The organism is Actinocorallia populi, assembly GCF_002995495.1.
Lineage (GTDB): Bacteria > Actinomycetota > Actinomycetes > Streptosporangiales > Streptosporangiaceae > Actinocorallia > Actinocorallia populi.
The window spans coordinates 132,456-145,728 of sequence record NZ_PVZV01000005.1 but is presented as its reverse complement, the minus strand read 5'-3'; the positions used below and the strand labels follow the sequence as shown (position 1 = coordinate 145,728).

Genomic DNA, 13,273 nt, shown 5'->3' with positions numbered 1-13,273 from the left:
TCACTCCACGACGAACTCTCATGGCACGCGGCCATGGACCTCCGGCGGACAGCCGGAGGCCTGACGAAAAGGGAAGGGTCAGAGAGAGTCCGCCGCGGGCGGACCGCGCCGCCCCACGGTCGTGACGACCGCGACGGGGACCAGTACCCGCTCCGCCACCGTGACGGCCGGACCCGGCACCTCCCGGGACGGCACGAGCAGGCACCGCAGGAGCCTCAGGATCCGGGCGGCCAGCCGCCGCACCACGGAGCAGAAGAGCTCCTCGCCGGACCGCAGCCACGCGGCCGACAACAAGGCGACGATGACGTGCCCGAGCAGCATCGTGACGCCGGAGTGGCCCGTCGCCACCATGGTCGGCATGTCCGGGTCCACGACCGCGGGGGCCTCGGGGGCGATCCGCCCGAAGAAGTCGTGCAGCCCGTACTGGGCCGAGAACGCCGCGGGGAAGATCACCCGCATGCTCCGTTCGCGCCCGCCGAGCAGGAACGCGGCCGCGGACGTCAGCATGGCCGCCGACGCCAGGCCGCCGGGCCCCACCGGGGCTCCCCCGCCGAACCAGTGCGCGGCGGCCGTCACCAGCGTGCACACCACCCCGAAGCCGACGGCACGCACCGTCCGCAGGCTCCAGTCGGGCGTCACCCGGCAAGTATGCCGCCTTCCCCCCGCTCACCTGCAAGAGGGGCATATCCGCTCGCCTCCACCACCCTTCCCTCACCCGCACAGGACTTCGGCCGCGTCGGCCCTACCGACAAACCCGGACAAGTACTACTGGCCGATCGTCGACGATGTGCCATGATGGGCGCTGAAAAGGCGAGCGCGGACGAGGAAGCCGGTGTGAAACCGGCGCGGTCCCGCCACTGTGATCGGCGAGCGGATCCCGACTGAGCCACTGCCCCCCTGGGGTGGGAAGGCCGGGACGAGCGTTCGAGCCGAGAGCCAGGAGACTCACGTGTCTCGCCTCCTCACTGTAACTGGGGCGGATCTCCCCGGAGAGGAGTGCGTGGCATGCCCATGGAGCGTGCCCGGCGGGTGCCGTGCCGGGTCACGGTGTGCCGGGACTGCTGCTGCGGCGGCCCGAAGGTCACCGGCGTCGACCACGACGAGCAGATCGCGCGGCTGCGCGAGGAGGCCCCCGTCCGGGTGGCGGAGTGCCTGGGCGTGTGCGAGCACGCCAACGTCGTCGTGGTCCATCCCTCCGCGGAGGGGCGTGCCGCCGGAGCCCGGCCCGTCTGGCTCGGCCTGGTCAACGACCCCGCCGCGACCGAGGACGTGGCCGGCTGGATCAGGGCGGGCGGCCCCGGTGCGGCGCCGATCCCCGCGATCCTGGACCTGCACCTGCTCACCCCTCCACGCCGTCTTCCGGCGGGTCCGCCCCTCGACGATTCGCGGGATCCCGCGTGAGAGGAAGACCCCATGACGGGCAGACGCCCCCTGTCCCTGCTGCTGGCCGTGTCCTGCGCCGCGCTCATCACGGCCTGCGGAGGCGGCCCCTCTGACGAGACCGGCCCGGCGGCCCCGCCCCCGCGGGGCTTCCCCGTCACCGTGGAGAACTGCGGGATGACGACGACCTACGAGCGCCCGCCGCGGCGGGCCGTGACGATGAACCAGCACGTCACCGAGGTGCTGCTGGCGCTGGGACTGGAGAAGTCCATGGCCGGCACGGCCTTCCTCGACGACGCGGTCCTGCCGGAGTACGAGGCCGCCTACAAGGGGATCAAGGTGGTCGCCGACGAGTACCCCTCCTACGAGACGCTGCTGTCGGCCGAGCCCGACTTCGTCTACGGCGGGTTCACCAGCGCCTTCGACGAGAAGGAGGGCCGGAGCCGGGAGCGGCTCGCCGACGCGGGCATCGACACCCGCCTCGACATCGAGGCGTGCCCGTCCGGCCCGGTGACCATGGAGACGCTGGACCGGGAGATCCGGGACGTCGCGGAGGTCTTCGGCGTTCCGGAGCGGGGCGAGGAGCAGCTGGAGCGCCTGCACGGGATCCTCGACGCCGTCGCGGAGAAGCTGGACGGCGTGGAGCCGGTCAAGGTCTTCGTCTACGACAGCGGGGACAAGACGGCCTTCACCGCGGGCGGCGCGGGCATCGGCAACGAGATGATCGAGCTGGCGGGCGGGGTGAACCTGTTCGCCGACGTCGACAAGTCCTTCGCCGACGTGTCGTTCGAGCAGGTCGCCGAACGAGCGCCCGAGGTCGTCGTCATCTACGACTACGGCGACCAGAGCGTCGAGGACAAGAAGAGGTTCCTGCTGGCCAGCCCCGCGCTGCGGAACGTCCCCGCCATCAAGGACGAGCGGTTCGCGGTGCTGCCCCTGTCGTCGGCCGTGCTGGGCGTGCGGGCTCCGGCAGGGGTGGAGTCCCTGGCCCGCCAGATCCACCCGGACCGCTTCCGGTGACGGGCGTCGCCCACGGGGCCGGGGCGGGCACGACCGCCCCGGCCGTCCGGCGGCGGCTCCCCTACGGGCTGGTGCTGCTGCTGTTCGGCGTGCTCCTGCTGGCCTCCGCGACGGCCGGCGTCGCGGCGGGCTCCATCCCCATCCCGGCCGGGCAAGTGTGGGGGATCCTGCTGCACCAGGTCCATCCGGCGCTGGCCGACCCCGTCTGGCCCGCCGTCCGGGAGAGCATCGTCATGGACGTCCGGCTGCCCCGGGTGCTGCTGTGCGCGATGGTCGGCGCCGGGCTGGCGGTGTGCGGGACGGCGCTGCAGGCGCTGGTGCGCAACCCCCTCGCCGACCCGATGCTGCTGGGCGTCTCCTCGGGCGCGACCGTCGGCGCGGTCCTCGTCGTGGTGTTCGGCGTGTCCTGGTTCGGGATGTTCACCCTGCCCGGAGCGGCTTTCCTGGGGGCGCTCGCGGCGCTGACCGCGGTGTACCTCCTGGCCCGCTCCGGCGGGCGGATGACCACGGTACGGCTGGTGCTGGCGGGTGTGGCCACGGCCGAGGTGCTGTCGGCCGTGGCGAGCTTCGTCGTCGTCACCTCCGACGACCCGCACGCCGCCCAGTCCGCGCTGCGCTGGATGCTCGGCGGCCTGGCCGGCACCACCTGGGAGGTGTTCTGGATCCCGGCGGGCGCGGTGCTGGCCGGCACCCTCGTGCTGCTGGGCGTCTCCCGCCCGCTGAACCTGCTGCTGGCCGGGGAGGAGGCCGCCGGAGCCCTCGGCCTGGACGTGCACCGCTTCCGCTCCGCCCTGTTCGTCCTGGTGGCGATGATGATCGGCACGATCGTGGCGGTCAGCGGCTCGATCGGCTTCGTCGGCCTGATCATGCCGCACGCGGTGCGGCTGCTGGTCGGCGCCGACCACCGGCGCGCGCTGCCCGCCGCCGCGCTGCTGGGCGCGGGTTTCCTCATCCTCGCCGACCTGGCCGCCCGCACCGCGATCAGCCCCGAGGAGATCCCGGTCGGCATCCTGACGGCCCTGGTGGGCGGGCCCTTCTTCCTGTGGCTGATGCGGCGGAGGGCGGCACGGTGAGCGGAACGGCTCCCGGATCCCTGTCGGTTCGCGGCGTCTCGGTGACCGCGGGCCGCCGGACCCTGGTGGACGGCGTGTCCCTGGAGGTCGCGCCCCGCGAGGTCATGGGGCTCGTCGGCCCCAACGGCGCGGGCAAGACCACCCTGCTGCGCACGCTCTACCGCGCCGTACGGCCCTCCTCCGGACGGGTCCTCCTGGACGGCGAGGACGTGTGGAGGATGCCGGGCAAGCGGCTCGCCCGGCGGCTGGCCGCCGTCCTTCAGGAGTCCTCCGGCGAGTTCGACCTGAGCGTCCACGACATCGTCGCCATGGGCCGCACCCCCCACAAGCGCGCCTTCGACGGCGACGGCCGCGCCGACCGCGAGATCATCGCGGGCTCGCTGGCCGAACTCGACGTCTCCCACCTCGCGGACGCCCCGTTCGACCACCTGTCCGGCGGGGAGAAGCAGCGCGTCCTCATCGCCCGCGCGCTCGCCCAGCAAGCCGGGACCATGGTCCTGGACGAGCCGACCAACCACCTCGACCTGCGCCACCAGCTCGACGCCCTGCGCCTGGTCCGCCGCCTCGGCGTCACCGCCGTCGTCGCCCTGCACGACCTCAACCTGGCCGCGATGTTCTGCGACCGCGTCTGCGTCCTGCAGAACGGACGGGTCGTCGCCCTCGGGACCCCCGCCGAGGTCCTCACCCCCGGCCTCCTGACCGAGGTCTACCGCGTCGAGGCCGAGATCGACGTGCACCCCCGCACCGGAGCCCCCCGGATGACCCTGCTCCCCGATCCCGCCCCCCGGAAGGAAGGGCCCTTCAGCTGAAACCCCGGCGGACCAGGCACGGCGGGTGAAGCACACACCGGGAGAACTCCCGGCCGCTCACGAAGCCGTGCCGTCTCTCCGGGGCAGCAGAGCGTTCAGATCAAGATCGATTTTGAAGGGGACCGGTCGCCGGAGCGTCTCGCGGAAGATGCCGACCGCGACGTAGGACTCGGTCGGCCGGTCCAGCTCGTAGACATGCACGACGGGAGACGTGCCCTCGTCTTCGATGCACCAGTAGTGCGGGATGCCGGCCTCGGCGTACTTGCGGAGCTTGACCGTCCGGTCGCGGTGCGCGGACTCGGGCGAGACCACCTCGATCACGAGCAGGACGTCCTCCGGCGCGTACCACGTGCGGTCGGGGTCGTAGGGGGCCGAGGTCACCAGCAGGTCGGGCTCCGGGCGGTTGCGCCCGTCGAGGCGGATGGTCATCTCGCGCTCCACCTCGACGTCCGGCCCGGCCTGCGCCATGAGGGCCGCGGTCAGGGCGGTGACGAGGCGGCCGTGCCAGGACCGCTGCGGCGACATCATGAAGACGAGGGCTCCGTCGATCAGCTCGGTATGGCGGGGCGCCTCCGGGAGGCGGTCCAGGTCCTCCGCGAACCAGCCTTCCTCGCGCGGCGGGCGCATCCAGTCCGGCAGTGCGGTCATACCACAACCGTAGCGGCTCCCATGGACCGGGGCACATCAACCCCGACCCATGGGAGATGTATGCACTGGTATGGGTCAGAAGTCCTCGTCAAAGGCGACGGTGCCTTCGACGGCCATCTGGTAGGCGGAGACGCGGCGTTCGAAGAAGTTCGAGAGCTCCTGGACGTCCTGGAGTTCCATGAAGGGGAACGGGTTGGGGGTGCCGTAGCGGCGGGGGAAGCCGAGGCGGGCGAGGCGCTGGTCGGCGACGTACTCCAGGTAGGAGCGCATGTCGGTGGCGCTCATGCCGGGGAGGCCGGCGCCGCACAGGTCTTGGGCGAAGGCGAGTTCGGCGGTCACGGCCTCCTCCAGCATCTCGGTGACCTGGGCGGCGAGCTTGTCGTCGAAAAGGTCGGGTTCTTCGGCGCGGACGGTGTCCACGACCGCGAAGGCGAACTCCATGTGCATGGACTCGTCGCGGAACACCCAGTTGGTGCCGGAGGCGAGGCCGTTGAGGAGGCCTCGGTCGCGGAGCCAGTAGACGTAGGCGAACGCGCCGTAGAAGAACAGGCCCTCGATGCAGGCGGCGAAGCAGATGAGGTTGAGCAGGAAGGCGCGGCGGTCGGCGGCCGTCCGCAGCTCGTCGAGGGAGGAGATCGAACCGATCCACTTGAAGCAGAACTCGCCCTTGGCGCGGATGCTGGGGATGTGCTCGATCGCGGCGAACGCCTGGCGGCGCTCGTCGTCGTCCTGGAGGTAGGTGTCCAGGAGCGTCAGGTAGAACTGGACGTGGACGGCCTCCTCGAAGAGCTGCCGGGACAGGTAGAGGCGGGCTTCGGGGCTGTTGACGTGCTTGTACAGGTTGAGCACGAGGTTGTTGGCGACGATGGAGTCGCCGGTGGCGAAGAACGCGACGAGGCGTTTGACCAGGTGCAGCTCCTCGGGCGTCAGCTTCGCCAGGTCGGCCAGGTCCGAGGCGAGGTCGACCTCCTCGACCGTCCAGGTGTTGCGGATAGCGGCCTTGTAGCGCTCGTAGAAGTCGGGGTAGCGCATGGGGCGCAGGGTCAGGTCCATGCCGGGGTCGAGCAGGGTTCCCCGCTGGGTGGCGGTCACTGGCATGCCTCGCAGATCTCGGGGTTCTCCAGGGAGCAGGCGACCGCGGCGTCGTCGGCGACGGGCAGGCTCTCGCCCCGGGTGGGAACTGTGGTCTGGGCGATGCGCGTCGCGGGGCGCGAGCGCAGGTAGTAGGTGGTCTTCAGGCCGGCCTTCCAGGCGTAGGCGTACATCGACGACAACTTGCCGATGGTCGGGGTGGCCATGAAGAGGTTCAGCGACTGGGACTGGTCGATGAACGGAGTACGGGCGGCGGCCAGGTCGATGAGCGCCTTCTGCGGGATCTCCCACGCGGTTCGGTAGAGCAGCTTGAGGTCGTCGCCGAGGACGGGGACGTCCTGGACGGAGCCGTCGGCGCGCTTGACGGCATCGCGGATCTCGGGGATCCACAGGCCGCGTTCCCGCAGGTCGTCGACGAGGTACTTGTTGATCTGGAGGAACTCGCCGGAGAGCGTCTCACGCTTGAACACGTTGGAGACCTGCGGCTCGATGCACTCGTAGCAGCCCGCGATGGACGCGATCGTCGCCGTCGGGGCGATCGCGGTGAGCAGCGAGTTGCGCAGGCCCGTGCGCGCGACGCGGTCGCGCAGCGCATCCCATTCGGCCTTCCTGCCGTCGCCGATGCTGAAGTGGTCGGGGTGCAGGACGCCGCGGGCGGCGCGTGTCCGGTCGTAGGCGGGGTGGGCGCCGAGCTCCTCTGCGAGATCGGCGGAGGCCGCGTAGGCGGTGAGGGCGATCTCCTCGGCGATGTCGGTGGAGAGCCGCAGCGCCTCCGGAGAGTCGAACGGCAGCCGCAGGGTGAAGAAGACGTCGGCCAGGCCCATCACGCCCAGGCCGATCGGCCGCCACTTCTTGTTGGCGGCCTCGGCCTCGGGCGTCGGGTAGAAACCGCGGTCGATCGTCCGGTCGAGGAAGCGCACGGCCGTGCGCACCGTCTCGCGCAGGCGCGCAAAGTCGAAGCCGTCGGCCGTGACGTGGCGGGCCAGGTTGATCGAGCCGAGGTTGCACACGGCCGTCTCGGACTGGTTGGTCACCTGGAGGATCTCGGTGCACAGGTTCGACAGGTGCACGACGTTGCCGGGCTCCGCCGTCTGGTTGCAGGTCCGGTTGGAGATGTCCTTGAACGTCATCCAGCCGTTGCCGGTCTGCGCGAGAGTGCGCATCATCCGGCCGTAGAGCTGGCGTGCGGGGACCTGCTTCGTGTACTTCCCTGCGGCTTCTGCGGCCCGGTACGCCGCGTCGAACTCGTCTCCCCACAGGTCCACCAGCTCGGGGACCTCCTTGGGGTCGAACAGCGACCATGCCGTGTCGGCCTCGACCCGGCGCATGAACTCGTCGGGGATCCAGTTCGCCAGGTTCAGGTTGTGCGTGCGGCGCTGCTCCTCGCCGGTGTTGTCGCGCAGCTCCAGGAACTCCTCGACGTCGGCGTGCCACGGCTCCAGGTAGACGCAGGCCGCGCCCTTGCGCCGGCCGCCCTGGTTGACGGCGGCCACCGACGAGTCCAAGGTGCGCAGCCACGGCACGATCCCGTTGGAGTGGCCGTTCGTCCCGCGGATCAGCGACCCGCGCGAACGGATCCGCGACCAGGAGATCCCGATGCCTCCCGCGTACTTCGACAGCCGCGCGACCTGCCCGTACCGCTCGTAGATGGACTCCAGCTCGTCCTTCGGCGAGTCCAGCAGGAAGCAGGACGACAGCTGCGCGCGGCGGGCGCCGGAGTTGAACAGCGTCGGCGACGACGGAAGGTACTCCAGCCGCGACATCATCCCGTACAGTTCCGCAGCCTCGGCGGCCGTCTCGGCGAGCCCGCACGCGACGCGCATCAGGAAGTACTGCGGGCGTTCGATCACCTTGCGGGTGCGCGGGTGGCGCAGCAGGTACCGGTCGTAGACCGTGCGCAGGCCGAAGTACTCGAACCGGTCGTCGGCGCCGTCGTCGACGAGCGCGTCCAGTTCGGCCGCGTGCGCCGCGACGAACGCGGCGGTGGTGTCGTTCAGCAGCCCTTCGGCGTGCGCGCGGGCGATCGAGCCGGAGAACGACACGGCTCCCTCGCCTGCGGCCTCGTCGCGGATCAGCTCGGCGAGCAGCCCCGCGGCCACCCGCGACTGCGCCGGGTCGACGCCGACCTTCGCCGCCGCCTCCCGGATGAGGAGCTCCCGTTCGGGTGCGGCGGGCGCGGTGACGGTCATGGGTTCTCCCTCGTGTTCCCGCCTTCCGGGCGCACGGAAGACAGCACACGGGACCCACGGCTCCGCGCCTGTCCACCGGCCTTCCCTCGAGGCTTCATGGACGTCTCGGCGCGCGGGCAGGTCTTCGGACTCAGGGGCGCACGGCACACGCCTACCGGCCGTCGCTTCCCAGGCCCGCGGGCCCAGTGCTTCGTTGACGGCTTTCGTTCCCCATCACCGCTGCGGGGCAGTCCCGGATTTCCACCGGGTTCCCTCTCACGCCGCTTCCACCCTGACGGGCGAAGCGGACCAGCGCTGCGGAAGACTCTACATCTTGTGGCGACGGCGAATGAACAACCCAGATGTTGTAGGCGTGTTCATCGCGGAGAAGGAACCTCGCGCAGGCTAACGGCGGGTGAGGACGCGGGGCCCGTCCTCGGTCACGGCGACCGTGTGCTCGGAGTGGGCGGTGCGGGAGCCGTCGGCGGAGCGGATCGTCCAGCCGTCGGGGTCGTAGACGATCTTGTCGGTGGTGGCGGCGAACCAGGGCTCGATCGCGAGGGTCAGGCCGGGGCGGAGCCGGTAGCCGCGGCCGGGCCTGCCGTCGTTGGGGATGTGCAGGTCCTCGTGCATGGTGCGGCCGATGCCGTGGCCGCCGAACTCCAGGTTGACCGGGTAGCCGTAGGCCGCGGCGACCGAGCCGATCGCGGCCGAGACGTCTCCCAGGCGGTTGCCGGGGCGGGCGGCGTCGATGGCGGCCTCCAGCGCCTCCTCGGTGGCGCGGATCAGCCGCAGGTCGTCCTCGGAGGGGGTGCCGACGACGACGGAGCGCGCGGAGTCGGCGGACCAGCCGTCGATGGTCACCGCCATGTCCATGCTCAAAAGGTCGCCGTCGCGCAGCCTGTAGCGGTGCGGCAGGCCGTGCAGGACGGCGTCGTTGACCGACAGGCACACCACGTTGCGGAAGGGCCCGTGCCCGAACGAAGGCGAATAGTCCCAGTAGCAGGACTGCGCGCCGCGCTCCTTGATCCGGCGCCGGGCGTGGTGCTCCAGGTCCATCAGGTCGACGCCCACCGCGGCGAGTTCGCCGAGCTCCGTGAGCACCTCGCCGACGAACCGGCCGGTCACGCCCATGCGTTCGATCTGGTCGGGCGACTTGAGCTCGATCAAGGCTGCTCCTCGTTCTCCGGGACGACAGGGTTGGTATTTTTATACCACCAGGGTTGCCTCCGGCGGTACCGCCGCCTACCGTTGACCCATGGTCCGGCTCCCGCTCGCCCCCGAACAGATCGACGCAGGCCGCCGTCTCGGCGCCGCCCTGCGCGCCGCCCGGGGGACCCGCCCCCTCGCCCAGGTCGCCCTGGCGGCGGGCATCTCCCCCGAGACCCTCCGCAAGATCGAGACCGGCCGCCTGCCCACCCCCGCCTTCGGCACCGTCGTCCAGCTCAGCGAGGCCCTCGACGTCCCCCTGTCCGAGCTGGCCGACGCCTGGCGCCCCGCCTCCGCCCCCGCCCGCAGCAGCGCCTAGGGCCCCAGGGGCCTCCGCACCACGCGATGCCCGGGAAAGCCCGCAAATATTGCCTCCTTTACGTGAAGTCCGCGAAAATTCGCACTAATTGGCGGATCGGCGCTCTTCCCGGCATCCGACGGTTCATGTGACCGTCGCGGTAGCCGAGGACGAGGAGCACTGCCGTGATCACGAAGTTGCTGGTGGCCAACCGCGGTGAGATCGCCGTCCGCGCCTTCAGGGCCGCGTACGAGCTGGGCGTCGCGAGCGTCGCCGTCTACGCCCACGAGGACCGGTTCTCGCTGCACCGGCAGAAGGCCGACGAGGCGTACCCGATCGGCGAGAAGGGGCACCCGGTCCGCGCCTACCTGGACGTCGACGGGATCGTTCGGACGGCGCTGCGGGTCGGGGCCGACGCCGTCTACCCCGGATACGGGTTCCTCTCGGAGAGTCCGGAGCTTGCCGAGGCGTGCGAACGCAACGGGCTCGTCTTCGTCGGGCCGCCCTCGCGGGTGCTCCGGTTGGCCGGGAACAAGATCGAGGCGGTCGAGGCGGCGCGGCGGGCGGGACTGCCGGTGCTGCGGTCGGTGACGCCCGAACCCGGCCGGGAACTGGAGGCCGCCGACGAGGTCGGGCTGCCGCTCTTCGTCAAGGCCGCGGCGGGCGGAGGCGGGCGCGGGCTGCGCCGGGTGGACCGGCGCGAGGATCTCCTCGCGGCGGTCGAGACCGCTCGCCGCGAGGCCGAGAGCGCCTTCGGCGACTCCACCGTCTTCCTGGAGCAGGCCGTCGACCGGCCCCGCCACATCGAGGTGCAGGTCCTCGCCGACGGCGCGGGCCACACCGTCCACCTGCGGGAACGCGACTGCTCGGTCCAGCGCCGCCACCAGAAGGTCGTGGAGATCGCGCCCGCTCCCCGGCTGGACCCGCTGGTCGTGCAGCGGTTGTGCGCGGACGCGGTGGCGTTCGCCCGGGAGGTCGGCTACGTCAACGCGGGGACCGTGGAGTTCCTCGTCGACGAGCGCGGCGAGCACGTCTTCATCGAGATGAACCCGCGCATCCAGGTCGAGCACACCGTGACCGAGGAGGTCACCGGGATCGACCTCGTCCAGGCGCAGCTGCGCATCGCGGGCGGGCAGACGCTGGACGACCTCGGCATCTCCCAGGAGAACGTCACGGTCTCCGGGTTCGCCGTGCAGTGCCGCATCACCACCGAGGACCCCGCGCAGGAGTTCCGCCCCGACACCGGGCGGATCTCCGCCTACCGCTCCCCCGGCGGCGCGGGCATCCGGCTGGACACCGGCACCGCGTACGCCGGGGCCGAGGTCTCCCCGCACTTCGACTCCCTGCTGGTGAAGCTGACGACCCGGGGCAGGACCTTCGAAGACGCCGTGCGCCGGTCCCGGCGGGCCGTCGCGGAGTTCCGCATCCGCGGCGTCGCCAGCAACATCCCCTTCCTGCGCGCCCTGCTCGACGAACCGGACTTCCGCGCCGGAGGCGTCACCACCGCCTACATCGCCGAGCATCCCGAACTGCTCACCGCCCGTTCCAGCGGCGACCGCGCCACGCGGCTCGTGCGCTACCTGGCCGACGTGACGGTCAACAAGCCCCACGGGGAGACGCCCACCGAACTGGACCCGGCCGAGAAGCTGCCTCCTCTGCCCGACGGCCCGTTCCCCGAGGGCTCCCGCGACCTGCTGCTCGCCCTCGGCCCGCGCGCGTTCGCCGAGCGGCTGCGCGCCCAGAAGGCCCTGGCCGTCACCGACACCACGTTCCGCGACGCCCACCAGTCGCTGCTGGCCACCCGCGTCCGCACGTTCGACCTGCTGCGGGCCGCGCCCCACGTGGCGCGGACCCTGCCGGGGCTGCTGTCCATCGAGGCGTGGGGCGGCGCGACCTATGACGTGGCGCTGCGCTTCCTCGGCGAATCACCCTGGGACAGGCTCGCCGCGCTGCGCGAGGCCGCCCCGAACACGTGCCTGCAGATGCTGCTGCGCGGACGCAACACCGTCGGCTACACGCCCTACCCCGACTCCGTCGCCAAGGCGTTCGTGGCGGAGGCCGCGCGGACCGGCGTGGACGTCTTCCGCATCTTCGACGCGCTCAACGACGTGGAGCGGATGCGCCCGGCCGTCGACGCCGTCCTGCACACCCACGCGATCGCCGAGGGCACGCTGTGCTACACCGGCGACCTGTCCTCGCCCGGGGAGCGGCTCTACACCCTCGACTACTACCTGCGCCTGGCCGAGCGGCTCGTCGAGGCGGGCGTGCACGTCCTGTGCGTCAAGGACATGGCCGGGCTGCTGCGCGCCCCCGCCGCGCGGACCCTGGTCACCGCGCTGCGCGAACGTTTCGACCTGCCCGTCCACCTGCACACCCACGACACCGCGGGCGGCCAGCTCGCCACCTACCTCGCCGCGATCGAGGCGGGCGTGGACGCCGTGGACGGCGCGTCCTCGCCGCTGGCGGGCACCACCAGCCAGCCGCCCCTCCAGGCGATCGTCGCGCACACCGACCACACCGAACGCGCCACCGGCCTCGACCTGGACGCCGTCACCGCGCTGGAACCGTACTGGGAGGCCGTGCGGCGGCTCTACGCGCCGTTCGAGATGGGCCTGCCCGCCCCCACCGGGCGGGTCTACCGGCACGAGATCCCCGGAGGGCAGCTGTCGAACCTGCGCCAGCAGGCCGTCGCGCTCGGCCTCGGCGACCGGTTCGAGGAGATCGAACGGCTCTACGAGGCGGCCGACCGCGTCCTCGGCAGGCTCGTGAAGGTGACTCCGTCCAGCAAGGTCGTCGGCGACCTCGCCCTGCACCTGGTGGCGGCCGGAGCCGACCCGGCGGAGTTCGCCGCCGAGCCCGGCCGGTTCGACATCCCCGACAGCGTCATCGGCTTCCTCTCCGGAGAGCTCGGCGACCCGCCCGGCGGCTGGCCCGAGCCCTTCCGCAGCGACGCCCTGCGCGCCCGCTCCTACACGCCCCCGCAGGCCGAACTGCCCGAGGAGGAGGAGAAGGCGCTCGCCGGGCCCGACGTGCGCACCATCCTCGACCGCCTCCTGTTCCCCGCCCCCGCCAAGGCGTACGCCGAGTCCCGCGCCTCCTACGGCGACCTGTCGGTGCTGCCTACCGAGGCGTTCCTGTACGGGTTGCGCCCGGGGCGCGAGGTGGCCTTCGACCTGGAGCCGGGAGTACGGGTGCTCGCCGCGCTGGAGGCCGTCGGCGAGATCGACGAGGCGGGCTGCCGCCAGGTCATCTGCACCGTCAACGGCCAGATGCGCACCCTGGCCGTCCGCGACCGCTCGGTCGCCGTGGACGCGCCCCCCGTCGAGCGCGCCGACCCGTCGGACCCGCGCCAGGTGGCCGCCCCGTTCTCCGGCACGGTGACCGCCCGCGTCTCCCCCGGCGACCGCGTCGAGGCCGGCGACGTCGTCGCCGTCATCGAGGCGATGAAGATGGAGGCGGCCATCACCGCCCCCGTGGCCGGCACCGTGGCGCGCGTCCCCGTGCCCGGCCCGTCCCAGGTGGAGGCGGGAGACCTCCTCGTCCTCCTCGGCTGACTCCGGCGGACCGCGTCCGCCG

11 protein-coding genes and 2 riboswitches are annotated in these 13,273 nt (G+C 71.9%); of the genes, 6 read left to right on the top strand and 5 right to left on the bottom strand.

What is annotated here, in order from left to right:
* Window positions 1-78 precede the first annotated feature (78 nt).
* Complete coding sequence (locus C2865_RS20790; RefSeq protein ID WP_106400207.1) at window positions 79-639, bottom strand: hypothetical protein; 561 nt, start codon at window positions 637-639, stop codon at window positions 79-81.
* Window positions 640-776: 137 nt separating this feature from the next.
* A riboswitch (cobalamin riboswitch) is annotated at window positions 777-966 on the top strand.
* 39 nt (window positions 967-1,005) lie between these two features.
* Between C2865_RS20790 and C2865_RS20785 the strand changes: the two genes are divergently transcribed.
* From C2865_RS20785 to C2865_RS20770, 4 genes are read left to right on the top strand one after another with little or no spacing between them, the layout of a single operon-like run.
* Window positions 1,006-1,401, top strand: coding sequence for a hypothetical protein (locus tag C2865_RS20785; protein ID WP_106400206.1), 396 nt, complete (start codon window positions 1,006-1,008; stop codon window positions 1,399-1,401).
* A 12-nt stretch (window positions 1,402-1,413) separates the two neighbouring features.
* Window positions 1,414-2,400, top strand: coding sequence for an ABC transporter substrate-binding protein (locus C2865_RS20780; RefSeq protein WP_106400205.1), 987 nt, complete (start codon window positions 1,414-1,416; stop codon window positions 2,398-2,400).
* Window positions 2,397-3,473, top strand: a complete 1,077-nt coding sequence (locus C2865_RS20775; protein WP_106400204.1) for a FecCD family ABC transporter permease — start codon at window positions 2,397-2,399, stop codon at window positions 3,471-3,473. Before C2865_RS20780 ends, C2865_RS20775 begins: the two co-directional genes overlap by 4 nt.
* Entirely contained in the window at window positions 3,470-4,282 is an 813-nt protein-coding gene (locus tag C2865_RS20770; protein WP_198653479.1) for an ABC transporter ATP-binding protein, read from the top strand. The genes C2865_RS20775 and C2865_RS20770 overlap by 4 nt, the downstream gene beginning before the upstream one ends.
* 57 nt (window positions 4,283-4,339) lie before the next feature.
* Here C2865_RS20770 and C2865_RS20765 read toward each other — a convergent pair whose 3' ends face one another.
* From C2865_RS20765 to map, 4 genes are all read right to left on the bottom strand, one after another.
* On the bottom strand, window positions 4,340-4,930 hold the full coding sequence (locus C2865_RS20765) for a Uma2 family endonuclease (protein ID WP_106400202.1): 591 nt from the start codon (window positions 4,928-4,930) through the stop codon (window positions 4,340-4,342).
* A gap of 75 nt (window positions 4,931-5,005) precedes the next feature.
* Window positions 5,006-6,028, bottom strand: coding sequence for a ribonucleotide-diphosphate reductase subunit beta (locus C2865_RS20760; RefSeq protein ID WP_106400201.1), 1,023 nt, complete (start codon window positions 6,026-6,028; stop codon window positions 5,006-5,008).
* Window positions 6,019-8,211, bottom strand: a complete 2,193-nt coding sequence (locus C2865_RS20755) for a ribonucleoside-diphosphate reductase subunit alpha (protein WP_106400200.1) — start codon at window positions 8,209-8,211, stop codon at window positions 6,019-6,021. Before C2865_RS20755 ends, C2865_RS20760 begins: the two co-directional genes overlap by 10 nt.
* A 98-nt stretch (window positions 8,212-8,309) precedes the next feature.
* Window positions 8,310-8,519: riboswitch (cobalamin riboswitch) on the bottom strand.
* Window positions 8,520-8,595: 76 nt separating this feature from the next.
* Entirely contained in the window at window positions 8,596-9,360 is a 765-nt protein-coding gene (gene map, locus C2865_RS20750; RefSeq protein WP_106400199.1) for a type I methionyl aminopeptidase, read from the bottom strand.
* A gap of 88 nt (window positions 9,361-9,448) precedes the next feature.
* Here map and C2865_RS20745 point away from each other — a divergent pair, with 88 nt between their 5' ends.
* Window positions 9,449-9,718 carry a helix-turn-helix domain-containing protein gene (locus tag C2865_RS20745; protein WP_106400198.1) on the top strand — a complete coding sequence of 90 codons (270 nt, stop codon included), beginning with the start codon at window positions 9,449-9,451 and terminating at the stop codon, window positions 9,716-9,718.
* A 164-nt stretch (window positions 9,719-9,882) separates the two neighbouring features.
* On the top strand, window positions 9,883-13,251 hold the full coding sequence (locus C2865_RS20740) for a pyruvate carboxylase (protein WP_106400197.1): 3,369 nt from the start codon (window positions 9,883-9,885) through the stop codon (window positions 13,249-13,251).
* Window positions 13,252-13,273 lie beyond the last annotated feature (22 nt).

Coding starts and splice junctions, on each gene's coding strand:
- C2865_RS20785 (WP_106400206.1), top strand. CDS start 1,006: ATGCCCATGGAGCGTGCCCGGCGGGTGCCGTGCCGGGTCACGGTGTGC.
- C2865_RS20780 (WP_106400205.1), top strand. CDS start 1,414: ATGACGGGCAGACGCCCCCTGTCCCTGCTGCTGGCCGTGTCCTGCGCC.
- C2865_RS20765 (WP_106400202.1), bottom strand. CDS start 4,930: ATGACCGCACTGCCGGACTGGATGCGCCCGCCGCGCGAGGAAGGCTGG.
- C2865_RS20760 (WP_106400201.1), bottom strand. CDS start 6,028: ATGCCAGTGACCGCCACCCAGCGGGGAACCCTGCTCGACCCCGGCATG.
- C2865_RS20755 (WP_106400200.1), bottom strand. CDS start 8,211: ATGACCGTCACCGCGCCCGCCGCACCCGAACGGGAGCTCCTCATCCGG.
- C2865_RS20745 (WP_106400198.1), top strand. CDS start 9,449: ATGGTCCGGCTCCCGCTCGCCCCCGAACAGATCGACGCAGGCCGCCGT.